This window comes from Treponema sp. R6D11 (assembly GCF_054786075.1).
Map to the genome: position 1 here is coordinate 1 of NZ_BDHD01000022.1, position 24,343 is coordinate 24,343.

The following is a 24,343-nucleotide window of genomic DNA, read 5'->3' on the forward strand; positions in this document are numbered from 1 at the left end:
GAATTGTACGCTCCTAATGATGATAAAAATATATTGCCAAATGAGCGTGTTTTTTATACTGCGCGTAACGCAATGTATATTGATACCGTAAGGCAGTTAATAGGGAAATTGCCGAAGGAAACACAAAAATATTTTCTGGCTCCTTTGTTGTCGGAGGCTTCGATACATGCAAATACTTCGGGGGTTTTTAAGGGGTTCTATAAAAATAAAGAAACGGGAATCGGTCAATTTGGCGGTAAAAATCAAGACGCATTATTCAGAATAAAAGGCGGCATAGAATTGCCGTTTCCGGTATTCAGTAATTTTAATTGCGATACGCTTATCTATAACCAAGATTCAAATGAACTGATAAAATCGTTGCCGGAAGTTGATATTGCGTATTTAGACCCACCTTATAATCAACACCCTTACGGGTCAAATTATTTTATGTTGAATTTAATTTTAGATTATACCCGTCCCAAAAACACAAGCAAAATTTCAGGCATACCGGAAGGTTGGAATCGTTCCGACTACAACAAAGGACATCGGGCATTAATAGCGTTGACTTCTCTTGTTGAAAACATAAAGGCAAAATATGTGATAATTTCATTTAATTCCGAAGGTTTTATAAGCGCCGAAAATATGAAAACTATGTTGACAAAAATAGGCTCGCTTGAAGTATTGGAAACAAAGTATAATACTTTTAGAGGAAGCAGAAATTTGAATAACCGTGATATTCATGTAAAAGAGTATTTGTATTTACTGGAGAAATAAAAACGATGACCCATTACAAAGTCTGCCGCCTGTGTCCCCGAAACTGCGGAGTTAACCGCCTTGAGGGAGAAATCGGCTTTTGCGGAGAAACCGCTGAATTGCGAATAGGGGCGGCGGTTATTCACAAGGGCGAAGAACCTCCGTTTGTCGGAACAGGCGGCTCTGGGACAATTTTTATAAGCGGGTGCAACTTAAAATGCGCCTTTTGCCAGAACTACCAAATTTCGCAAGGACAGGACGCAAATAATTTAACAGCCGCCACAAGTCTTGGCAGAGCGGTTTCTCCGCAGGAGTTTGCGGAAATCTGCGTAGCGTTATGCGAAAAGGGAGCGGAAAATATTAACATTGTTACGGGAAGCCACGTTGTGCCGGGACTTATCGAAGGGTTTATCGCAATGCGAAAAGCAGGCGTAGAATTGCCAATTTTATGGAATTCGTCGGGGTATGACAGCGTGGAAGCGTTGGAGTTGCTAAAGGACTATATTGACATTTACCTTCCCGACTTAAAAACATTGGATAGCAAAGTATCAACAGAATTTTTTAATGCACCGGATTATCCAGATGTAGCGGTAGCGGCTATTCTTAAAATGATTGAATTAACGGAAAAAAAGTTCCCTAATAACGCGCGTGAAAAAATTATTATCCGCCACCTTGTTTTACCGGGTTATTTAGAATCGAGTCGTTCCGTTTTACGCTGGTTTGCGGATAACGTTAAAAATCGGGCAATGCTTTCGGTAATGACACAATACACGCCAATTCCGGGAATAAAACGGAAAATGCCGCAAAATTATTTGTCGGCGGAAGAATACGAAACTGTCATTAAATGGTTGGAAGAATTTAAAATAGAAGACGGATTTTGTCAGGAGCTTGTAACAGGGAGCGATTGGTTGCCGGATTTTAAAAAGGCTAACCCTTTTTCATCGGAACTTTCAGTTCCTGTGTGGCATTACCAGCCGAATTTTAATCCGAAGGTTATACCAAAACCGGAGCCGTTCCAAACTTGACTAATTTTATGCGATCTAAGATTCGCTCCAATATCAATTTCGCATGCTTTAACGTTTACTGCAACGCCATAACTGTTTACATACATTCTATCGGTATAATTAAATCCTGATTTTAATTTAAATAAGCCGCCAAAACTCAAACATGCATTAAGACCGCCTTCAAAAGATAATGGTTGATAATAAAGAGTGTTATAACAAAGTCCAATTTGCGGAGTTATTGTAAGAAACTTCGTTCCGCCCATCGGACGCCAATCTGCACGGATAAGCATTTTAAAAGGACGATATATTTTAACTTGTCTTTCTCCTCTGTCTTTTTCATCAGAAGAAAATAAACTTCCGCCGTCATCGTCATCTTTATTAATAAGTTTTATTGGGGTATCTTTGCCTATTTGTCCCTTAATCTGCTTATACTCCATCATTGTTGCCGGGAAAAAAGGAATATTAATTAAATCAAAACCTAAATCAAAATCCAAAAATGGTATCTTGTCAGTTAATCCTATTTCTTTGGCAACGGGATACTCAAATCCAAGGCTAAAATCAAATCCCGGCATTGTATTAGGTGAAAAACTTTTATCTTCAAGTGAATATGCCGTATATATTAGCACCGCATAGTCAATGCTCATTACTGTCCCGTCTGAATAATCAAGTGTGTATACCACGCTAGACGGCATATTTTTAGGCGACGTTATATAGGCAAGCGCGTAAAATAATGAAGGATCAATTTTTATTTTGTATTTTTGCACATCAAAAAATGTATTTATCGTTACCGAAGAAAAAATAGCGCCGCTTATATCTGAATTATCTTTAATCGCCTCGTTAATGTTTAACATATTTCCGGAAAGGTTAAGAATTCCAATGGCTTCGATATTTGTTGACAAACCAAAACCCCATCCTTCTTTTGATCTATAATTAAAAAATAAGGGGGTTACGTTTACGCCAAGATTAAGCTTAAAACCTTCCGCTAATTTATCCAGATCAATAATGATCACATCTTGAAGAATATCTTTTACTGTTATAAAACTATTGGCAAAATTTATATCAAAATGCAAAAGTCCAACTTCAAACGCTCGGTCTGATGTTAAAGACGATTTTTTTTTATTGTCATCAGCAAAAAGACAGAAGGACAGAACAATAAAAAAAAGAAACAGTAATAACGATAACTTTTTCATGCCAATGCCTTAAAGAAAATCTTTTCTATAGCGAATTTTGGCTTGAAAGCTAAATTCAACAGCGTAAAATAATCTTGAAAATTTTAATTCAGCATGCGGAGGAAAATCTATTTTTATTTTCGGCACAAAGGGATAATTTTCAGGCTCGTTAATTGCTTTCATGTTTTCTTCTGTAAGAGTAAAAGAAAGCGTATCATTTTCTATGCCATTATGGATATCTATACCTTTGCTTGAAATAACTAAATCCGCTCCATTAAAAGGACTATTTTTAAACTTAACACCCACTGATAAACTTTCAATAAAATCAGTAAACAGGCTTTCCGAATCCGGTTCTTCTCTGCAAAAAAGATCATCTTCAGAACTAAAGAAAGAATCATCGGGGAAAGAAAGTTCCGCTCCATCATTTCCGGCTTCAAATTCAAATGGCAGCCAAACTAAAACCTCGACCTTTATAAAATTTCCATCAAAATCAGTTAGCCTAATTTTTGTGCCACTAGGAATATAAACTTCAAACGAAATTTTAACGTCTTTTCCTGTTATTGGAATAGTAAGATCTATGCCACTGGAAGGACATGATGTCTCACTATACCCGTATATTTTCCAATCATTAATTGCACTGGATTCATCTTCGAGATTACTTTTTTCAGTTGTAGTTATTATAGGTGGGTTTGGATCATCAATTTCTTCTACTATCATTCTTATTGTTGATTTTTCAATAATTTTTGAACCAGAAAGATAAAGTTTTGTTTTATATCCGGAAAACATAAATCCTGGTAAAAGAGAGCTTAGTTCTGAAAGTGGTACTATCATAGGATCATCATCAATGTTTGTCTTTATTAAAGTTTTATCTTGAAGAAGAGTCACTTCAACATCTCCAGAGTCTATTTCCCTGCCATAAAAATCCAGAGTATCAATATCAGCGGCTACCTTAATCTCTTCATATCCTTGATTTACAAGCTCCGCATGGATTAAACAGGTAATAGAGTCTGTCTTGCTACAAGGAATAATTGTCAATCTGTCATCTTTGTTAATTGCTTCTGTAAGCAAATCCGTAAACATTTTTCCTATATCAACTGTTTCGGCAAATCTAACCGAAGGAGTGCCTATTATTTCGATTGCTGTCGGTATTTGGCAGGCAAAAAACCCCAGTAGAAAAAGAGACAAAACCAAAAAAACTGCGCTTTTTCTCATATTTATACCTTACTAACAATATAATGCATATTATGTATAATAACCAGATTAAATTGCACGTTGCCGCCGTACTTCGTACAGCAATACCCCCGCCGCTACCGATACATTAAGCGAGTCAATTCTACCTGAGGAGGGTATTCCCACCATACCATCGCACTTTTCGCGCAAAAGACGGGAAATGCCGCCGCCTTCGCTTCCCAGAACTAACGCTATTCTGCCGCTTAAATCCAATTTGTAGACAGGTTCCCCGTCCATGTCGGCTCCGTAAATCCAAAAACCCGCTTCTTTTAAATCTTCCATAGCTCGCACAAGGTTAGGCGTCTCCGCCTGAGCCACCCAAGAAACGGCTCCTGCCGATGTTTGGGAAACTATCGGAGCTTGTTTCGCATTCCGGCGGTTTCTGCTGATTACTAAATCAACCGCAAATTGATCGCAAGATCGCAGAATAGCGCCGTAGTTATGCGGGTCTGTAATTTCATCAAGAATCATAACGAGAGAATTCTTGCGACCCTTTGGGTCGCAGCTGTCCCCTAATCCAGCGATAAAGTTTTCAAGACTGATGTCGGCTTTGCCTGACTCGTCTTCAACTTGAAGGGCTATGCCGCGGTTTTCTGGCGCGATACCGTCAAGCTCAAAAGTTCCCGTGCGCTCCAAACGGATTTTATTGTTGACGGCGAGCGTTACGATTTCTTTCGCGCGAGGACCGGCTTTTGCGACAAGCAGAGGACCGCAGGATTGACCCGATTTAATTCTTTCTTCAATGGCATGAAAGCCCGTTAAAAATGTCATATTTATTCCTGTCTTGCAGGTGTTTTTTCATTCTCCGCTTTTCTTGCGTAAGTCGATCTTTTTGATCCCATTAATACGGAAATTGGCTCCATAATCGGAATGTTTTCGCATACTATCTTAATTATTACCATCATGGGAACCGCAAGAATCATGCCGGCAAAACCCCAGATGTAACCCCATATTGCCACGGCTGCAAGCACCACAAGAGGAGATATTCGCACATTATCGCCGATAATTTTCGGGTCAAGCACATAGGTAATCATGTTGGTTACAAGTATGATCGAAATAACCAGAATGACGGGTCCAGGTTCGGGCCAAAATTGGAGCAGGGCAAAGAAGGAAACTATAACGCCAACAACTATACTGCCAAGAGACGGGATAAAATTCATAATGAATTGGATTACTCCCCAAACAACGGCAAATTCCAATTTTGCAAAACTTAGACAAAGAGCAAGAACAACGCCGTTCACCAGCGAAATTATAAATTTTGCCGCCAAGTAACGAGCAACCTGGGATATAATATCGTTCCCCATTCGGTCTATGCGCCCTATCCGGTTTTCAAATGCAATTAACAATTTCTCTCTGAAAAAACTGGCTTCTACCAATAAAAACACCATAAAAAGCACAACTAACAACGCGCTTGAAATAAATTTTAAAAAAATACTCGATGAATAAATTGTAAAGTTCCTGACAAAAGTACGAATCCCTTCTTGCCCCCATAGGTTTTGCCAAAAACTCAATTCAACATCGTTTGGAAGATCCATTAATTGAGCCAGCCTATTATAAATTTCATTAAAACGATTGGAATAATTTGGAAGATGCATAATTATCATTCTTCCCGATGAAAAAAGCACCATTCCCAAAATGTACATTCCTATAATAATAATGAAAACAACCAGCAGAATGGATAAGAAAAGAGGACAGCGAATTTTTTCCAACGCCTTAATTAATGGAGACATTACAAATGCCAGTAATACAGCTATGGTAAACGGCAAAATTACAGTAGAAGCCAATTTTAATACAGCCGCCGCAAAAATAACGCAGATAAAAACCATCATAAAAAAGACGGCGCGTCCTGAATGAAAAGTTTTAAATACTTTGCTCATACTTAAAGTATGTCATAAAAAATGACAATGGGCAATTATGAGCGAAATTCCTTGCCCTCTGTCAAAGAAATTACTATTTTTATATTAGCTGATGATACGTTCATTGATTTAAATGGTCATTAATTAGCTTGCATAATCGAGGTTTATGCTATTCAACTGACGTTTATCAGTGTCCCTCCGGGTTTCCTCACCTCCTTTTCCCGGGGGGTTTTTTATGGAAAAACACATTTTCCCCTTGCAAATATCCAAAAAATGCTATAACATGACAAAATAGCAAATAATGTCAATATGGAGATTGTTTTATGGAAAAAACCTTACCTTTAATGTTAAGAGCTAGAGCGAATGAAACGCCCGACATTAACATTCAGTACTATAAAGGTAAAGACGGAAAATTTCGCTCGGTTACATATAGGCAGTTTTATGAGGACGTATGTTTTGTAGCGGCGGGACTTTTGGAGTTGGGCGTAAAACGCGGAGACAAAGTAGGGTTGATTGCCGACAACAGGCGCGAATGGATGCTTTCTGATTTTGGCTCTCTTTCCGTTGGAGCAGTCGATGTTCCGCGAGGATGCGATATTACCGCTAAAGAGCTTATTTACATATTGGGATTTACCGGCTGTGAAATTGCCTTTGCGGAAAACCAAAAACAAGTTGAAAAAATACTTGCCTGTAAAGCGGAACTTCCAGTTTTAAAAACTTTAATTACCTTTGACCCTGTAGATAATCAAACCGAAGCCGCCGCAAAAGATGCGGGAATTAATGTGCTTTTCTTTGCCAATTTAGTCGCCATGGGAGAAAAACGCGAAAAAATGCGTAGCGGCGAAGTAGAGGCGGAAATGGACAAGGGCGACGGCGAAGATTTAGCGAGTATAATTTTTACTTCGGGAACTACAGGCGAGCCTAAGGGCGTTATGTTGCGGCACAGAAATTTTTTGTGCCAGCTTCCGCATTTTATCCTGTTCTTTGAAGTAAAGCCGGGCGACATTTGGATTTCCATGCTTCCGGTTTGGCATGTGTACGAAAGACTCATGGAATATGTAATTTTTAATTACAGCACAGGCATCGCCTATTCAAAAGCAATCTCGTCAATATTGATGGAAGACTTTAAGGCTATCCGCCCTCACTGGATGGTTTCTGTTCCGCGTGTATGGGAAGCAATCATGGACGGCATTAACAGAAACATAAAAGCAAGAAGCGGCTTTACCAAAAAATTATTTGATATTGCTGTTTCAATGTCGATGGTTTTTACTTATTTTAAAGACCTCACTTTATGCTTGTTGCCGAATTTCCACGGACGTATCCGAGTTATAGATTCCATTGTCGGATTTTTACCTTGGGTTTTACTTCTTCCGTTTAGGGGACTTGCCCAACTTATTGTGTTTAACAAAATTACACGCGAATTCGGCGGACGCTTTAAAGCCGGAATTTCAGGCGGCGGCTCCTTGCCCGCAAAAGTCGATTTATATTTTAATTCGATTGGTATACGTCTGCAAGAAGGTTATGGGCTAACGGAAACCGCTCCGCTTGTAACTGTACGACAGTACAAACATTCTCGGCGGGGAACAATTGGTCAATTGATTCCCAATACACAGGTAAAAATAATCGACACAAAAGGGAAAATAATGCCGCCCGGCAGAAACGGAATTATCTATATAAAAGGCGATCAGGTAATGAAGGGTTACTATGAAAAACCCGAAGCGACCGCCGCCGTTTTAAGCGAAGACGGCTGGTTTAATACAGGCGACATTGGAATGTTAACCCACGACAACGAGCTTCGCATAACAGGCAGGGCGAAAGACACAATTGTTTTAAGAGGCGGTGAAAATGTCGAGCCTGTTCCAATTGAGTGCAAATTGAGAGAAAGTCCATATATCCAACAGTGCATGGTAGCCGGACAGGATCAAAAATATTTGGCGGCACTTATCATTCCATGGCAGCAATCTATCATGGACTTTGCGGAAGAAATCTCTATCCCCATTGTCGATTACGAATTACTGCTTCAACAGCCTGAAATTATCGAGCTTATCGCAAGCGAAGTCTCCGAGCGTATAAGCGCCAAAAACGAATTTAAATCCTACGAAAGAATAAACAAGTTTGTTTTAAAATCAAAACCCTTTGAACTGGGGAAAGAACTTTCCGCCAAGGGCGAGTTAATTCGCCGCAGTATCATGGACACATACGGAAAAGACATCAATAAGCTGTTTAAGTAGGCTTGACCAGTTACGCACGGCATATTACGATTAATTGCTCTGTATCAGGAACCGTGCGAGCTTACGCCGCCCAACCCCGCCAGGTTCGGAAGAAAGCAACGGTAAGCGGATGTATGTTGCGCCGCGGTAATCCTGATACAGGGCGCTTTTTTCACACCAGTACACGCTTTTCTACACGATAAAAAAATGCTATGCTGTAAATATGGCAGTTTCAGGGTATGAAGTAACCGCTTCCAAATACAGACCAAAAACTTTTGACGAATTGGCAGGGCAGGATTTTGTCGTCTCTACCCTCAAAAATTCGCTTAAAAACGGACATATCGCCCATGCTTATCTTTTTTCCGGTCCCAGAGGCTGCGGCAAAACAAGTGCGGCTCGTATTTTGGCAAGGTCGCTTAATTGCACAAACCCAAGCGAAGACGGTCCCTGCGGTGTCTGCGATAATTGCCAAGCGATAAGCCGTGGCGCAAGCATGGATGTAATCGAAATTGACGGAGCATCAAACAACAAAGTTGATGAAGCTCGTCAAATTATTGATGAGGTTCTTTTTCCTCCGCAAGCCGGCAAATACAAAGTTTACATCATTGACGAAGTTCACATGCTTACGAATCAGGCTTTTAATGCTCTCTTAAAAACCATTGAGGAGCCGCCGCCGTATATCGTTTTTATTTTTGCGACGACAGAATTGCACAAAGTTCCTGCAACAATAAAAAGCCGATGCCAGCAATTTAATTTTAGATTGATACCGATTGAGACCATTCAGGGGATACTGAAAAAAATCTGTGCCGAAAAGGGAATTACAGCCGAAGATGACGCATTGTTTTGGATAGCGAGGGAATCGACAGGCAGTATGCGAGATGCCTTCACCCTTTTTGATCAAATTGCGTCATTTTCCGCAGGCAGTATCCGTAGCGATGTAATCCGCGAAAAATTGGGAATAACAGGACTTGAAAAATTAAACGCACTTGCGGAAGCTTGTGCCGTAAATGACTCGCCTGCCGCTTTCGCGCTGACAGATGAAATCCTTGGAAGCGGTGTCGCCATTGAGCAGTTTGTAATTGATCTTGCCGGTTTTTACCGCAGTCTGCTTTTGTTAAAAAATGGCGTAACAAGGGAATCGCTTTTAGGTTACCGCCCTTCCCTCTTTTCCGCAAAAGCTTTGGAAACTTACGACTCAATCCGTCTTGAACAGGCGTTGGACACTCTGCTTGATTGTTACCGTAACATTCGCTATTCAGTGTCGCCTCGCTTTGAGCTTGAGACCGCTGTTTCAAAATTAACATGGTTAAGCAAATGGGTTTCTCCCACGGAACTTAAAGATGCGGTTGATGACGCTCGTAATGTTTTGGGCATAGCCGGAATTCACGGCGGAACCGGAACCCCTGGCAAACAAACTGCGGCGGTTTCACGGAACGAAACATCCTCTGCGGCTCATGCCAATCATGGCGGCGGTATTGCCGTACAACCTCAATCGTCAGACGGACGCTCGCTGACAGACGAGTTCAACCGCATGATCTCCAAAAAAAATAATCCCACCGCTGCCGCCGATGAAGATGACGCTCCAATGTGGGATTCGGTGCGTAAACCGGAAAGCAAGAATCCGTCCGAAGTTGAAAATGTTCTTTCAATCATTCCGGGGACGGTTGTTACATAAACGGAGTAAATATGAATGTGAATCCATTTGACATATTAAAGAACGCTCAAAAAATACAGGAACAGATGAGCGGGTTTCAGGAAAAACTGGAAAACATTTTCGCTACGGGAGCATCCGGCGGCGGTCTTGTGGAGATTGACATTAACGGAAAGTTGGAAGTTCTTGCTGTACGCATTGCTCCGCAGGCGGTAGAAGGTTCGGATACTGAAATGCTGCAAGATTTAGTAATGGCGGCTTTTACGGACGGAATGACAAAGGTAAAGGAAGCGGTAAGCCGTGAAGCCGCCGCCATGACCGGAGGCATGAACATACCCGGTTTTCCGGGGGTTATGTGACACCTAACGCCCTAGATAGGTTAATCACTTTATTTTCAAAACTTCCCGGAATAGGGAAAAAAAGTGCGGGCAGAATCGCCTACCACCTGCTTGATTCAAGCCCCGCCCTCGCACAAACTTTGGCAAAAGAGCTTTCGGGGCTTCATCAGGCGATAAGGCGATGCAGTGTCTGCGGCGGCTTTACCGAAGATGACCCCTGCTCTGTTTGTTCCGACACGGAGAGAGACCACTCGATTATCTGCGTAGTTGAAAGCGCGCAAGATATGCGAATCATCGAAGACGCACACGAGTTCCCCGGCGTTTATCATGTTCTTGGCGGATTAATCGCGCCGCTGGAAGGTGTAGGTCCCTCAAATCTTTCTATAGATAAACTTATTAACCGTCTGCGTTCCGACGCACCCAACGGCACGCAAGTAAAAGAATTAATCCTCGCCCTGAACCCAACAGTCGAAGGCGACACAACTGCGTTGTATCTGCAAAAAACGCTAAAAGATTTCCCAGTGGAGATTTCCCGTCTCGCTTCGGGAATGCCAGTCGGCGGAAACATCGAGTACATTGACAAGCTTACGCTCTCGCGAAGTTTTAGAGGACGGGTGAAGGTGTGACAGGATACAAGAACGGAAAGTCTATTTAAACAAAAAATAGGATACCTCCGGTAAAAAATCTTAAAGAAGTGTCTTTAATTATCTCGCTAATTAAACTTGTTTTTCCTACCCCCTATTCCCTGCGACTAAATAAACACCGGGTTCATCAGGAGAATCCTCTATTACTTTTCTTAATCTTTCCCGTATTCGCATTCTCCCTATAAAATCATGGGGTGGATCGCCTGACGCTGAATGACTAAAAGTATAATGCGGAAGCTCAATTCTGAGTTTTTTTTATTTTTGAATTAAAAACATCCAGCTGTTTTTATTAAGCCCATTAAAAATACGGACGCACAATGCGAAAACCGATGTACATGTGCCTAAAGTGCGGAGCGTAGCGATCTCGGTATGCGGAACGTATGTGAGCAGCTTCATGAAGCCAACTTCCGCCGCGGCTCACGCGTGAAGAAGTAACATTAGGTTGAAGCGGACCCATTGGGTTTTTCACAGTTGCGCTCGTATAATAATTTGCGTAATACCAATCCCAACACAATTCACTTACATTTCCATACATTCCGTACAATCCCCACGGATTAGGGGGTTTTGAGTTCACCTCTTGCGCTTTTTCTTCTCTGTTATCGTGATACCACGCCAGCGCTTTTAACAAAGCAGTATTTTTATAATCATTATTCCCATCGTAAAATGCCGTTGTTGTTCCCGCCCGGCATGCGTACTCCCACTGCGCCTCAGTTGGTAAACGATACCCATTGGAACCGGGTACTATTATTGCCGCGTCTTTTGCCGCATCCCAATCGCTTGGAATTGACGGACGATGATGATCAGTATAAGGTATTGGTCCCCAATCCGCAGGGTCGGTGCTGCCATTAATACTGTATGCGGGACTTAGTCCTTCCATTACGCTCAACTTGTTGCAGAATACCAACGTGTCATACCAGTTTATATAATAAATCGGATAATTTGGTCCCCTGCCGTAATCTATTTTAGCGCTGAACTCATTAACCGTAGCGTCAGCTTGTATTTGCACTATCGTTCTACCCATTACCGTTTCCCATTGTGCTTGCGTTACCTGATATTTACCCATGAAAAATCCGTTTAATGTTACCGAATGTTGCGGTCCTTCATTGCTATCTCGCCCCGGTTCGCTTGCAGGGCTTCCCATTAAAAAGGTTCCGCCCGCTATCCACTTAATATTTTTCGCTTCCATTTGCGTAACCGCTTCATTACTAACCCACTTGGCATAAAGTGTTTTATTGTCTGTTATGAGATCGCCAAAATAGTAAGGTATGGTAAGCTCTACATTCTCGTACCAATAATCAAAAGTATAACCGGCGCGGCTTGGGTTTAAAGGGCGGGTTGCCGTGTTACCAACTGTTACAGACTGGCTTGGAATAGCGCTGCCACCATTGCTGTTAAAAACTACTACCGGTAACGGATTAACAGTAATATCCGCCATTACGCTTACAGGCTGCGCCGACAATATATAATTACCCGCGTCATCGCCTGTCAGCGAAAAACCGCTGAATGTAACAATTTTACCGATACCGGGATTTGCGTCCTCAAACTCGGCAATTCCCGTGGAAACTTTTAAATCATCACCGGTTTTTTTACCGCTTATTATTGCTACTCCTTTAACAGCCGCCGCCGTTGTGCCGTCATAAACTTTGTTATTTACAGACAGTCCTGTTATGGTTACAGGCTTGGGAGTAACTGTCAGCGTGTAACTTGCCTGTACAAGGGAGTATACCTCGTCAGCTTCTTTTTCGGCGGTAATAACAACGGAACCGACTTTTAAAATTGTTACCTGTCCCGAATTGTTTACCAAAGCGACAGTTTCATCGTCACTGGAATATGTTATTGCCCCGCTACCGCTGTAACCTGGCGCAACAGCGTTTGTAAAAACCGCGCTGCCGTAGGTTTTAGTTATATCAGTTTGTATAAACTCAAATGTATCAATATCAATAACAGGTTCAGTAGACTCATTCGGAACTTCACGCGTGGGACTAACAGGTATAATTTCGTCCTTGCCGGCTAAGAACGGATTTTTACAAGAGGTAATTATCAAGATTAATATTGTGATACTAAATATTAAATTTCTTTTCACCGCTTACCTCTTAAAAATTATCTCCTTATCTAAAATCTCTTCGGCATAATCAATAAATCGTATTCCAAATAACACTCCAATACCAAACGCAAACGGATAGCCAAGTCTGCCGTAAGGTTCCATGTAGAACGATGAATTAAACGGCAGTCGGAAGCCGCCGCTAAGTCCGCCTAAAAAATAAGGAAAAACCTCTCCTTTATCAAAAAAAAGAAATGTTCCTATGTCGGCTTGAAGAAAAAATCCGATATAACCGCCAAAAAAATACCAGCGAAACAAAGCGGCGGGTTCTAAAGCCGCAGTGCCCGAAAAATTACTGCTTGCGGTAAATGTAACGCCTGCGGCGAATGAATAGGGAAGCATGTAGTCAAAAGCCAGCCCCGCGCCGCCGGCAAAATTTTCCCGCGAATTCATATTCCACTCAGGTCCAACGCCGATAGCGGCTTTCTTTTCTTGCGCGTAAACGCCAATGCTTAAAAAAAGAACCAGCGCAATAAGGTTAATTGTTTTTTTCATATTATGACTTTCCATATAATATATAAAACCTATATATTTACTATGTATTAATATAATGGATTCTTCTAATTATGTCAACAGTTATTGTAAAAATTCTTATAAAAACTCTCACTTTAATTTATCCCCGCAAAATGTTATACTGCCAACATGAAAACAAACCCTGTTGCGGACTATCTTGCCGCTGTAACACCTGAAAAAATCGATCCTAGTATGTTGGCTTATATTTGCAATTTAACGGAAGTCGCCAAGGTTACGCCTGAAATCGCGTCTTCTGTCGTTTTGGAGCTTGAAAACCAGAGGAAACGCGTAAAATTGATAGCCAGCGAAAATTACTGCTCTATGGCGGTTCAGTTGGCTATGGGTAACCTCTTAACCGACAAATACGCCGAGGGTGTGCCTTCCCACCGCTTTTACGCGGGGAACGAAAATGTAGACGCTATCGAGGCTTTGGCGGCGGAAGAGGCTTGTAAACTTTTTGGCGCGCAGTACGCCAATGTGCAAGCCCACTGCGGCGCGGACGCTAACTTGCTCGCTTACTGGGCAATTCTCAGCACACGGATTGAGAACCCGGCGCTGGAAAAATGGGGCGAAACTAATCTTTACAAATTAACCGATTCCCAATGGAAAGAACTTAGAGCGGATCTTGGAAATCAGCGCCTTTTGGGTTTGGATTACTATTCCGGCGGACATTTAACTCATGGTTACAGAAACAACCTTTCAGGGCGAATGTTCGAGATTCACGGATATTCCGTATCCGCCGAAAACGGATTGTTAGATTACGATGATATTGAAAAACAGGCGTTACAAGTGCGCCCGTTAATTTTATTGGCAGGCTATTCCGCCTACCCGCGAAAAATAAATTTTAAGCGCATGAGGGAAATAGCTGATAAGGTTGGCGCGGTGTTCATGGTAGACATGGCTCATTTTGCGGGGCTTGTGGCGGGCAAAGTTTTTTCAGGCGAATATGATCCTGTGCCTTGGGCGCATGTTGTAACAAGCACTACGCATAAAACTTTGCGCGGTCCTCGCGCCGGTTTTGTTCTCTCCACAAGCGAATTCGCGGAGGCTCTGGACAAGGGCTGTCCGTTGACAATGGGAGGACCTCTCCCCCACGTTATCGCGGCAAAGGCAGTCGCTTTCCGCGAAGCCGCAGCCCCGGAGTTTAAACAGTATGCGCAAAAAATTGTAGATAACTGCAAAACTCTTGCGGCTTCCTGCATGAAGAACGGGCTGGATGTTTTAACAGGCGGCACGGATAACCACCTTATACTGGTAAATGTAAACAACGCGGGTATCACCGGCAGACAGGCGGAGAGCGCTCTGCATGAATGTCGCATAACGCTTAACCGAAACAGTCTTCCGCGCGACCCGAATGGTCCGTGGTATACGTCTGGTATCAGGATTGGAACTGCCGCCACCACATCTCTTGGCATGGGAGAGGCGGAAATGACAGAGCTTGGCGAATTAATAGCGAAAGTTGTCAAGGGGACAACGCAGGCGCAGGATAACAAAGATACGTCGAAAAAGAGCAAGGCAAAGTACATTGTAAATGACGCTGTAAAAAACGAGGTTCATACGCGGGTAAAATCGTTATTGGAGCGGTTCCCTGTATATCCTCAACTTAACCTTGATCTGTTAAAGAAATATTTTGTTAAGTAAAATTATAGGTTAATCGGCTTTTTGCCCATGGTGGATTATTTCTTTATTTCTTCTGATAAAACTTATAAACAATTCAAAAAGAAGCGGATCTATTTTTAGACTCTTTGTAATAAATTCTTCGCGCATCATGGCAATGGCTTCTTCCATGTTTAACGCTTTGCGATAAATACGATTCGGGTCAGTAAGACTGTCGTAAACATCGACTATTTCCAAAATTTTAGCGGGAAAGTAAGCAAGAGCATGACAGTCCAATATCGAGTCAAGATCAAATGTTATGCAATATTCTGGTCTTACCTGCGGATTGTTTTTTTGGTAATACTCAAGATGTTCCCTAAAATACCCGTAACCTTCTGGGTTACCGTAATACTCGTGATGATAACCGGTAATAAGACTTGCCTCTCTTGGATAATTTGTTTTATTGATAACCGAATTGTAACCTACTTTGACGTGTTCAATTACAATACTGCGTTCATAAGATGCCTCACCTTCGTGATATTGCACAGTGTCCGCTTTTCCTACGTCGTGAATTAAAAAACCGACAGCCCATTTAACAAAAAGATCGGGAGGAATAGCCAACATTCCTTTTTGGAAAACCCGCTCCAAAACTATATCGTCAATGGAAATGTACGGGAGCAGGTTTTGATAATATTGGCGGTATTTGGCATTTAGAGTTTTCCGCATATTAAGAATGGCTGTTCTGTTTGAAACAAAATTATTGTAATAGGCAAGAAAAGCTATTCCGTTAAGGTAAACGCGCGTCATGTGCTGAACTATCGTACCATTAGATTTTTTAACAAGACGCGCCATTAAATCATCGTCAAGAATATCGTGGGAAACAAGCTGAACATACGACTTTACCATTTCCTGAGTTGTAAACACAAGAGACTGAGTCGATTTTTTGGCATCTGTATCTCCAAGATCAAAAGCGTTTTTTAAAGCCGAATGATTTATCATTACAGCATCTCTTGTGGTATTTACAATCACATTTGTAACAACCGATTTATCCTTTGTTTTTTTGGAAATAAGATCGTCCATTTTATGTTTTATATCGTTAAGGTATTTTACTTTTTCCGCGTTTGTCATAACGGCGATAACATTATAATCGTCTCCGAATCCTTTAAGAAAATCAGAGTCGGACGAGGGTTCTTCTTCCGCTTCTTTTTTATCTTCAGGTTTTGAAGCTGTTGGTTCAACAATGTTTTTTTCTTTAAGTTTATCCAGCATTTCTTTTGTAAAGTAAAATTCCCAATTTTGATCCTTTTGCCAAAAATTTTTATTTATTTCGTGTAAGGTTTTAAAGGGCATTATTCGGAATCTTTGGGCTTTTTTATTTTTGCAAAAAACAAGTATTTCTTCTTTTAGTATTATTTCTAAGTTAGTTTGATTAACGTTTTTTCCGTCAGGAATTAAAATATCGGTAATAGGAGTGTTATAATTGTACTCTTTAGACATTTATATATCATACTACAATTTATCGATATTGGCAAAGATAATCGGTGTTAACCAAAAACCATAGCTTGTGAAAAACGCCAAAGTATGCCGATTTTCTAGTGTTTTTGTTTTTCATTCACAAACATAGCAAAAATATCAAAAAGAATCGGGTCGATTTTTAAATGTTTGTTGATAAATTCTTCGCGCATCATATCTATGGCTTCTTTACTGGTTAATGGTTTACGATAAGCGCGATGAGGGTCTGTAACGCTGTCAAATACATCTATTATTTCCAAAACTTTTGCCGGGAAATACGCAAGAGTATGATAATCCAAAATCGGCTCTAATTCGTAAGAAATGCAGAAATCAGGGTTTACGCTTGGATTATCTTTTCTGTAATTTGCAAGGTACGCGCGGAAAAATCCGTACCCGTCGGGATCGCCGTAATACTCATGATGATACCCGATAATCAGACTTGCTTCTTTTGGATAATTGGTCTTGGTAGTGGTGTATTTAAATCCTTGTTTAACGTGATCAATTACTATATTACGGTCGTAGGAAGATTCGCCTTCGTGGTATTCAACTGCGTTTGCTTTTCCAATATCATGAATAAGAAAACCTACCGCCCATTTCATATAATCATCGGGCGGAATGGCTCTCATCCCTCCGTAAAAAACACGTTCCAAGTTAATGTCGTCAATATCAATGTGCGGAAGCAAAGTGTGATAATATTTGCGGTACTCGGTGGCAAAATTTATACGCATTTTTTGGATAGCGCTGGAACCTGAAACAAGTTTATTGTAATAAGAAAGAAAAGCTATTCCGTTAAGGTATACGCGGGTCATGTGTTGAATTACAGTGCCGTTGGATTTTTCCACCATGGTATTCATCAATTCGTTTTTAAAAATATCTTCCGAAATTAATTGTGCAGACGACTTTACCATTTCGTAAGTTGAATCGACAAGATCCTGCGTAAGTTCTTTTGCCACATCATCGGCATGATAAATAGCGTCTTCCAAAGCCGAATGATTAATTAACGCGGCGGATTTGGTTGTGTCTACAAGGGCTTCGGTAACTACTTCTTTTTTAACATTTTTCTTAGTAATAAGATCATCCAGGCGGGCTTTGTTCTCTTGAAGACGCTCAACCTTTTGTTCCTTGGTCATTTGTTTAATGGTTTTGTATTCATTGCCAAAACCTTTTTCAATTTCCACGTGGGTTGCCTCGACTAATTCTTCCAGATCTTCTTCTTTGTTTCCTTGACCTTTGACAGGATTCTGTACTACTGGTGTTTCTACATCCCATGAGACGCGTTTTGAAACAGCTTTTTCTTTAAGTTTTTCATAATCTTCCGTAGATAAAAAATACGTCCATGTACCGTCGGGAACCTGCCAAAAATTTTCTTTATTATCATATAAAGTTTTAAAAGGCATAAGACGTTCTTTTTTTGTATTGTTATTTATACAAAGAACAGGGATTTCTTCTTCTTCTATAAGATCAATATATTTTTTGTTAACTTCCTTGCCGTCTAAAGATAATAAAACCTTAGAAAGAGGCACAGGTCTTCCTTTTACTGCCATAGTAATAATAATACTAAATTTTTAAAATATATACAAGTTGTAAATTTGGGGTTTTGGGAGTTAAAATAAATAGTAATAAATTACAGGCGTTAGTTTTGCTTAACTTTGTTTAATATTTCATCAATAACTTTATCCGCGCCATCGTAATCAACCTGACAAGTACCAACCTGTTTATGACCGCCGCCGCCGTAAAAAAGCAACATAGAGCCTACATCTGTGGTTGACGTGCGATTTATGATGCTATGACCGACTGTAATGGCAACATTTGATTTATTACGACCGTCTACAATCCAGACAGAAATATTTTGCTCAGGGAAAAGTGTATAAATAATAAACCTGTTTCCGGCATAAATTGTTTCTACGTCTCTTAAATCGACTTTTATAACATTATCTATTACTTTAGCGTGTTTTTTTACCATTTCTATAAAAAGCTCTTTCTGCTGATAATAAAAATCAAGGCGTTCTTTAACGTCGGGCAGTTCCAATATATCGTAAATTGATTTTTCAGCGCAGGCTTTTGCAAGGGTTGTCATTAAGTCGTAATTGCTGATAGTGAAGTTCCTGAAGCGTCCCAACCCTGTTCTTGGGTCCATAATAAATCCTAACAGTATCCAGCCTTTTGGGTCTTTAATTTCATCTGCTGTAAGATCGCCTGAATCTACTTTATCAACAAAGTGTATCATTTCGGCAAATTTGCCCAATTTGGCGTCGCCGCCGTAATATTCATAAACTACACGGGCGCAGCTTGGAGCGTGTCTTGATACGCCCTCAAAATAAGCGCCTTTTCCCAAACGCTCGGATTCGCTGGAATGGTGGTCAAACCAAAGTTTACAGCCTTTTATGTAGGGAATATTTGCCAAAATATCGTTATCTGTGGCTTCTACAAGTCCGTCTTGAATATCCTTAGGGTGGACAAATTTCCACTCATCAATAAGCCCTAAGTACGACAAAAGAGCGCCGCAAGCCAAGCCGTCAAAGTCTGATCTGGTAAATAATCTCATATAAAACCGCCCCCAAAATTAATTCCATGCATTACATTTAATTTCGGCAATTATAACTATTTTATACACTAAATATATAGAAAAGTAAACTAAAAAAACATACAAAAATACCGCAATATCCTGTAATATTCAGTAAAATTATAAATTATTGTTTATTTTTTCGGAAAACCAATGTAAAATAGCCTGCGCTCTATTGCTGAAAGACGCGCTGATTTTATCGGATAAACCCGGTAAAGAGGCGGCTTTTGCCATAGAAGCGGCGTAAATCAAAATTTTATCTCCGCAGTCAATAACCGCCATTACAGAATGCAAATTCCCTTTTCCTATTACGGGAATAACTCCATAGTTAAGAGCCGTTATATTTTCCTGAGTAAACAAAACAGAGTCCGCCGTATTAACATAATCGTAGCGATAAATATTGTCTCCAAAGGTAAGGTCTTTTTGTCTGGTATAAATAGTCAGCACGGCGGGCGGCTGCGTAAAAACAGGATCGGGAAGCGTTTTTTTTGTTTGGGGACTGTCTATAACGCTTGAAGATTCATAAAAAACGCGCATCGCTCCTCTGCTTGCCGAATAATACTTAATCCCCGCCAAAGTGCTTATAGATGTAAGTTGATTAAAAACTATTACTTTTTGTTTTTCATTCCAAACGGCAGGCTCTGTTTTTGATTTTGCGGGTTTATCGTACAGATACAGAGCTTCCACCAATATATTTGGGTTGAGTGAATTCATAAGCCCCGTAACATTTTGGCGTATACTGTCATGCTTTGGCATTAACGCAGGAACGGGATTTTTTAATTGTGCTTTGACTATCTGTCCATTCTCCGCATTATGCAACTGCACCGCTTGGTCAGCCGTAACAAGAGTTTCAAGCGGTACGGCAAAAGCGCATACCGCCAAAGAAAACATATAAATTGACATCAGAGTGTACTTCATGGTTTATTTCGGGTTCCCGAACAAGTCATTTAAGTCCGCGATAAAATACGCGCACTTGTTTATATAAACCATCTCCTTCGCTTTTGGTTTCAACGTCGCCGATGTCATTCAGCGTTGTATGAATAAGCCACCTATCAAATGGGTTCATCGGTTCAAGCAAGATTGAGCCTTTACTTTCGCGGACTTTTTCCGCGACATTGTAGGCAAGGCGCACAAGCGATTCTTCCCTGCGGATACGATAATTTTCCGTGTCTAAAATTATGCGGACATCATCTTTTCCAAGACGACCCGCATAGATGTTCAAGAGCAGTTGGAGAGCGTCCAGATTCTTGCCCTTTTTACCGATTAAAATTGACGAGTACGACGAATCGATTTTAAGTCCAAGTTTGTTACTTTCACGGAAAAGGACTGAAACTGTTCCCGGATAGCCCATGCGTTCAATAAGTCCGCTTGTAAATTCAACCATTTTTGTCTCAAATTCATTTTGCGGAGTTGGTTCTCCAAAAACCGCCTTACTTACGGAATTGCCGATTCTGTCCCTTTCCATTTCGTTGTGTTCCGAAGAAGGACGTGATTTGGGTTTGGTATTAACTCCGAAATTTCCAACATGTACCCTGATGCGAACTAAACCTTTCTTGAATAAACCGCTTTTTTGGGTTTCAAGAATCTCTACGTCAAAATCGTCTTTTTCAAGACCAAGTTCTCCCGCCGCCCTGTCAATTGCTTCTTTTTCGGTGCGACCCTCAAATTCAAACTCCATTTATATCTCCTTAAATTAAAAGTTCTTCTTTTTCTTTCTGCCGGGCGCGATTTTCAGCTCCGGTTCAGCCTGAGCTTGCTCCGCTTTTTTGGCAATAATATATCTGTTAATTATCAACTGTTGAACAAGCGTAAGCAAGTTAGAGAATATCCAGTATATCAACAACCCTGACGGCACATTGTAAAGCACAAAGAAAAATACTATCGGCATAGCATACATCATCATCTTTGCCTGACTGTTAGATTGTTGTCCCGGCATCTGCGTAACTTTTCCGTAGATTAACTGGGAGCCGACATAAATAAACGGCAATGCGCGTAACGCTGTCCAACCTAAAATAGGCAGTTTAAAACCTTCTGGGAATTTTATAATATATTCGGGAAGTGAAAGATCCGGTATCCAACCGGGAATAAATCCCGCTCCGCGAAGATCAAAATGGTTGTTAAAAAGCTGGTACATGGCAATAAATATCGGGAGTTGCAACAGCATTGGAAGACAACCTGAAAGAGGATTATATCCTTCCTGTTTGTAAAGATTTCCAAGTTCCGTATTCATTTTTTGCGGATTGCTTTTATATTTTTCCTGTATTTCCTTTATACGCGGCGCAAAAGCCTGCATTCTTAACGTTGCTTCCGAACCTTTTTTTGTTAATGGGAAGAAAAGAATTTTTATAAACAATGTAAGCAGAATGATTGCGGCTCCGTAATTGGGAATAATTTTATAAAAGATAAGAAGCAACCATTTTAACAATTTTTCCAGTGGCGATAAAATTCCGCCCGAATTTGCCACATCCATAATATTTGCATCTTTTATGCCGTAAGTGTTTTTACCCGTATTGTAAATTGAAAGCGCCTCATGGGTTTTTGGTCCCAAATAAAAACGGTAATTATCCTCAACTTTGGAAACGCTTGCCGCAGGACGGATAATATTTAAACGGGAAGCAGAAACAAGCCCTGGCTCCGCTTTTTCGGAAAAATTGAGGGTATACTGCGCGAGGTAGGGAATAGCGATTAAAGTAAAATATTTGCCTGAAATCGACGCCCATGCCGGACGGGTATCGATAAGATCGTTAACTTTAGCGTTCTTGCGTTTGCCGTTGATGAATGTAAAATATTGCCTAAAGTCGTAATAGCGGTCGAGTTTTTCAAAGGGGGGACCCATCTGCGGTCCAAATGATAAAGTATAGGCGTTATCTGAAAAATTAAAACTCTGTACGGAATAGCCTCCATCCAATGTAATTTTTAACTCAAACATATATTCGTCGGGTTTAAAGTCGTAGCGTTTTGCCAGACGGAATTTGCCGTATTCGCCAGAAGCCGTGGGCGCTGAAAAATCGCGATAAAATTCCACAGAATAATTTGATATTTTATTTACATGAAAATTATTAGTAACTGCGGGGGCGTCAAGCCCGCCAAACGCCAACGAAAAAGCGCGCGCTTCCTTTGTTCCCGAAAGAATTAAATCTACGTTGGTTTTGTTTTTTGTATCTTTCCATTTAAAAGAAACCATATCGCCGCCTGAATTTGTCAGAACAGCCGTAAATAAATCCGTATCAATTGTTACAAGCTCCAACGGAATTATCAATTCCATAGGCGCGGCTTCTTTTTGCTCTATGACGGGCTTTTCTTCGCTGACAACAGGCGGCGCGATTATTGCAGATTGTTCACTTTGCGCCGTAGCTTGCTGACTCAATGTAGTCTGCGCCGGTTCTGTTTCTACCGCCGTCACCTGAGACTGCCGCGATTGAACGGCGGCAGGTTGTTTCTTTGCCGCAAAGTAACTTTGAACAACAAAAGACCCTATCAACACAATGATAGATAAAATCACAGCTAAAATTGTATTTTTTTCCATTTAACTTCCTTTTTATTTAAAAAACTTTTTCCGCTATACCTGAAACAGCGCCTGGTAATTCAGGCACAGGATCATAACCGCCCGGATAAAACGGATGACAGCGTAAAATTCTTTTTATCGCAAGCCACCCGCCTCGCAGAACGCCGTACTTGGTTACAGCCTGATAAGCATAGGCGGAACAAGTAGGGTAATATCTGCATGACGGCGGAAGATGCACAGAAATCGCAGATTGATAAAATTTAATAAACACAAGTAATATATTCTTCATTCCAATAAACCGGCTTTTAAAAAAAGGGATTCAAGCTGCCAAATCCTGTAAGAAAGAGTTGAACTAGACTGATCTTCCGTTTCCGGGGAAACTAGCAGAATTAAATCATAACCGCCCAAAAGACGGTATTTAATTAACCTGTAAGCTTCACGTCCAAGGCGTTTTGCGCGGTTTCTGGAAACAGCGTTTCCAAAACCCTTAAACAGTGAAAAACAAATACGGTTATAAGGTAACTCGTTTTTTAGTACAAAAAGTTTCGCGCCCTTGCAACTGTATCGTTTTCCCCTGCCAAAAACTTCCTTTATCTCTTTCCTTCCCTTTAGATGCTCTTCACGCTTAAAGCGGAAGAGGGTTTTTTCTCCTTTTAAGGGGATTTTTTCGTTACTAATAAGGCTTTTTCTCGTCAGAAACAGAAAGTTTTATCCTGCCCTTTGCCCTGCGGCGCTTTAAAACAAGTTGCCCCCCCCTCGTTTTCATACGCGCGCGAAACCCAAATTTACGGTTTCTCTTGACCTTACTGGGTTGATAAGTACGCTTCATGGTATCTTCTCCTATATATTTAAAGGTTCTTAAAAACAGTTTTGATAAATTAGTTTAGAATATTGAGAGGAATTGGTCAAGCGTATGGAATTAAAATATACCCTATCGGGATACATATTTATCGCCCCCTCTGACGACTGCCAAAGCATAGTAGACGCCATGCTGGAAACCAATTACAGCGAAGAATACTGCCTTGCGGACGCTTTTTCCCCTGATTTTATAGCAAAATTGATGTCCGCAGGTTTTTTGGTAATGTCCGTAAATATATCAAAAGAAGAGCCTTTTTACATTTTACTGCCAAAATTGCACCTTGTCCGCTCCGCCCTATTTTACAAAAACCTGCACATAAAAAAATCCATCCGCAAGCTACTAAACCGCTACGAGCTAAAAGCGGACGCGGACTTTGACTATATAATCGACCGCTGTGTGGAAAAACACGGCGATGACTGGCTGACTCCCCCGCTTGTAGACAGCATCAAAAAAATACGCCAAAACGCTATCGAAAACAACCCTGCCCAAGAGACTCTTTCGCCTGTCCCATACCCCTACCCTGCCTCATTCGCCCTGTACCGAGACGGAAAATTTGTGGCAGGGGAATTCGGCGTAGTTTGCGGAAAAGTCTACACCAGCTATTCCGGTTTTTATGACGAGGACAACGCCGGAACAGTGCAACTAATTCTCGCCGCCCGCTACCTGCAAGAACACGGCTTTTCATTTTTTGATTTAGGTATGCCCCTTGATTATAAAACCGACTTAGGCGCAGTGGATATAACGCCTGAGGAGTTTGTCAGGTTGTTTAGGGGGGAGGGTTAATTTTTTAACCACGAACCTCACGAACAGGGGGCGAACGAAGAAAGACGAGCGTTAAACACGTGGAATAGAGCCGGATA

The 24,343-nt window shown here is 41.0% G+C and carries 23 protein-coding genes and 1 other RNA gene; 9 read left to right on the forward strand and 15 right to left on the reverse strand.

All coding sequences use genetic code 11. The features are described from left to right. Positions 1–753, forward strand: a 753-nt coding sequence (locus ACYVTD_RS03915) for a DNA adenine methylase (protein WP_461246479.1), incomplete at its 5' end; no start/stop codon positions are given. Between the two features lie 5 nt (positions 754–758). After that, positions 759–1,757 carry a radical SAM protein gene (locus ACYVTD_RS03920; protein WP_461246480.1) on the forward strand — a complete coding sequence of 333 codons (999 nt, stop codon included), beginning with the start codon at positions 759–761 and terminating at the stop codon, positions 1,755–1,757. Here ACYVTD_RS03920 and ACYVTD_RS03925 read toward each other — a convergent pair. Genes ACYVTD_RS03925 through ACYVTD_RS03940 form a run of 4 tightly spaced genes read right to left on the reverse strand, consistent with a single transcriptional unit; the run spans position 1,700 to position 6,012 of the window. Then, positions 1,700–2,926, reverse strand: coding sequence for a hypothetical protein (locus ACYVTD_RS03925; protein ID WP_461246481.1), 1,227 nt, complete (start codon positions 2,924–2,926; stop codon positions 1,700–1,702). The genes ACYVTD_RS03920 and ACYVTD_RS03925 overlap by 58 nt on opposite strands. A gap of 9 nt (positions 2,927–2,935) precedes the next feature. Then, the gene (locus tag ACYVTD_RS03930) at positions 2,936–4,117 is read right to left on the reverse strand and encodes a hypothetical protein (RefSeq protein ID WP_461246482.1); all 1,182 of its coding nucleotides are present in this window, start codon (positions 4,115–4,117) and stop codon (positions 2,936–2,938) included. 48 nt (positions 4,118–4,165) lie between these two features. Next, positions 4,166–4,906, reverse strand: a complete 741-nt coding sequence (gene rlmB, locus ACYVTD_RS03935; protein WP_461246483.1) for a 23S rRNA (guanosine(2251)-2'-O)-methyltransferase RlmB — start codon at positions 4,904–4,906, stop codon at positions 4,166–4,168. Between the two features lie 2 nt (positions 4,907–4,908). Continuing rightward, on the reverse strand, positions 4,909–6,012 hold the full coding sequence (locus tag ACYVTD_RS03940; protein WP_461246484.1) for an AI-2E family transporter: 1,104 nt from the start codon (positions 6,010–6,012) through the stop codon (positions 4,909–4,911). A 302-nt stretch (positions 6,013–6,314) separates the two neighbouring features. Between ACYVTD_RS03940 and ACYVTD_RS03945 the strand changes: the two genes are divergently transcribed. The 5 genes from ACYVTD_RS03945 (at position 6,315) to recR (ending at position 10,816) form a co-directional block, all read left to right on the forward strand. Then, positions 6,315–8,222 carry an AMP-dependent synthetase/ligase gene (locus ACYVTD_RS03945; protein WP_461246485.1) on the forward strand — a complete coding sequence of 636 codons (1,908 nt, stop codon included), beginning with the start codon at positions 6,315–6,317 and terminating at the stop codon, positions 8,220–8,222. Positions 8,223–8,264: 42 nt separating this feature from the next. Continuing rightward, positions 8,265–8,363, forward strand: an RNA gene (gene ffs, locus ACYVTD_RS03950) — signal recognition particle sRNA small type. A 61-nt stretch (positions 8,364–8,424) separates the two neighbouring features. Continuing rightward, entirely contained in the window at positions 8,425–9,876 is a 1,452-nt protein-coding gene (gene dnaX / locus ACYVTD_RS03955; RefSeq protein ID WP_461246486.1) for a DNA polymerase III subunit gamma/tau, read from the forward strand. A gap of 11 nt (positions 9,877–9,887) precedes the next feature. Beyond that, complete coding sequence (locus tag ACYVTD_RS03960) at positions 9,888–10,211, forward strand: YbaB/EbfC family nucleoid-associated protein (protein ID WP_461246487.1); 324 nt, start codon at positions 9,888–9,890, stop codon at positions 10,209–10,211. Continuing rightward, positions 10,208–10,816 (forward strand): recombination mediator RecR, encoded by a 609-nt coding sequence (gene recR / locus ACYVTD_RS03965; protein ID WP_461246488.1) that lies wholly within the window; start codon positions 10,208–10,210, stop codon positions 10,814–10,816. The genes ACYVTD_RS03960 and recR overlap by 4 nt, the downstream gene beginning before the upstream one ends. Positions 10,817–11,132: 316 nt before the next feature. Here the strand turns inward: recR and ACYVTD_RS03970 are convergent, their stop codons facing one another. Together ACYVTD_RS03970 and ACYVTD_RS03975 are read right to left on the reverse strand one after the other, a co-directional pair. After that, positions 11,133–12,917: an SUMF1/EgtB/PvdO family nonheme iron enzyme gene (locus ACYVTD_RS03970; RefSeq protein ID WP_461246489.1), complete on the reverse strand. Its 1,785-nt coding sequence runs from the start codon at positions 12,915–12,917 to the stop codon at positions 11,133–11,135. A 3-nt stretch (positions 12,918–12,920) separates the two neighbouring features. Beyond that, the gene (locus ACYVTD_RS03975) at positions 12,921–13,430 is read right to left on the reverse strand and encodes a hypothetical protein (protein ID WP_461246490.1); all 510 of its coding nucleotides are present in this window, start codon (positions 13,428–13,430) and stop codon (positions 12,921–12,923) included. A gap of 147 nt (positions 13,431–13,577) precedes the next feature. Here ACYVTD_RS03975 and ACYVTD_RS03980 point away from each other — a divergent pair, with 147 nt between their 5' ends. After that, positions 13,578–15,089, forward strand: a complete 1,512-nt coding sequence (locus ACYVTD_RS03980) for a glycine hydroxymethyltransferase (protein WP_461246491.1) — start codon at positions 13,578–13,580, stop codon at positions 15,087–15,089. 9 nt (positions 15,090–15,098) lie between these two features. On the opposite strand, the gene ACYVTD_RS03985 is transcribed toward ACYVTD_RS03980, so the two are convergent. The 9 genes from ACYVTD_RS03985 to rpmH all read right to left on the reverse strand — a co-directional run bounded on the left by ACYVTD_RS03985 (position 15,099) and on the right by rpmH (position 23,453). After that, positions 15,099–16,541, reverse strand: coding sequence for an HD-GYP domain-containing protein (locus ACYVTD_RS03985; RefSeq protein ID WP_461246492.1), 1,443 nt, complete (start codon positions 16,539–16,541; stop codon positions 15,099–15,101). Positions 16,542–16,636: 95 nt separating this feature from the next. Next, entirely contained in the window at positions 16,637–18,079 is a 1,443-nt protein-coding gene (locus ACYVTD_RS03990; RefSeq protein WP_461246493.1) for an HD-GYP domain-containing protein, read from the reverse strand. 110 nt (positions 18,080–18,189) lie between these two features. After that, positions 18,190–19,101 (reverse strand): exopolyphosphatase, encoded by a 912-nt coding sequence (locus ACYVTD_RS03995; RefSeq protein ID WP_461246494.1) that lies wholly within the window; start codon positions 19,099–19,101, stop codon positions 18,190–18,192. Positions 19,102–19,239: 138 nt separating this feature from the next. Then, entirely contained in the window at positions 19,240–20,037 is a 798-nt protein-coding gene (locus ACYVTD_RS04000) for a DUF6675 family protein (protein ID WP_461246495.1), read from the reverse strand. A 25-nt stretch (positions 20,038–20,062) separates the two neighbouring features. Then, positions 20,063–20,797: an RNA-binding cell elongation regulator Jag/EloR gene (gene jag / locus ACYVTD_RS04005; protein WP_461246496.1), complete on the reverse strand. Its 735-nt coding sequence runs from the start codon at positions 20,795–20,797 to the stop codon at positions 20,063–20,065. A 15-nt stretch (positions 20,798–20,812) separates the two neighbouring features. Further along, entirely contained in the window at positions 20,813–22,645 is a 1,833-nt protein-coding gene (yidC, locus tag ACYVTD_RS04010; protein ID WP_461246497.1) for a membrane protein insertase YidC, read from the reverse strand. Positions 22,646–22,661: 16 nt separating this feature from the next. Continuing rightward, on the reverse strand, positions 22,662–22,913 hold the full coding sequence (yidD, locus tag ACYVTD_RS04015) for a membrane protein insertion efficiency factor YidD (RefSeq protein WP_461246498.1): 252 nt from the start codon (positions 22,911–22,913) through the stop codon (positions 22,662–22,664). Next, on the reverse strand, positions 22,910–23,326 hold the full coding sequence (rnpA, locus tag ACYVTD_RS04020) for a ribonuclease P protein component (protein WP_461246501.1): 417 nt from the start codon (positions 23,324–23,326) through the stop codon (positions 22,910–22,912). The genes yidD and rnpA overlap by 4 nt, the downstream gene beginning before the upstream one ends. Beyond that, entirely contained in the window at positions 23,298–23,453 is a 156-nt protein-coding gene (rpmH, locus tag ACYVTD_RS04025; protein ID WP_461246499.1) for a 50S ribosomal protein L34, read from the reverse strand. The genes rnpA and rpmH overlap by 29 nt, the downstream gene beginning before the upstream one ends. Before the next feature lie 84 nt (positions 23,454–23,537). Between rpmH and ACYVTD_RS04030 the strand changes: the two genes are divergently transcribed. After that, entirely contained in the window at positions 23,538–24,266 is a 729-nt protein-coding gene (locus ACYVTD_RS04030) for a GNAT family N-acetyltransferase (RefSeq protein ID WP_461246500.1), read from the forward strand. Positions 24,267–24,343 lie beyond the last annotated feature (77 nt).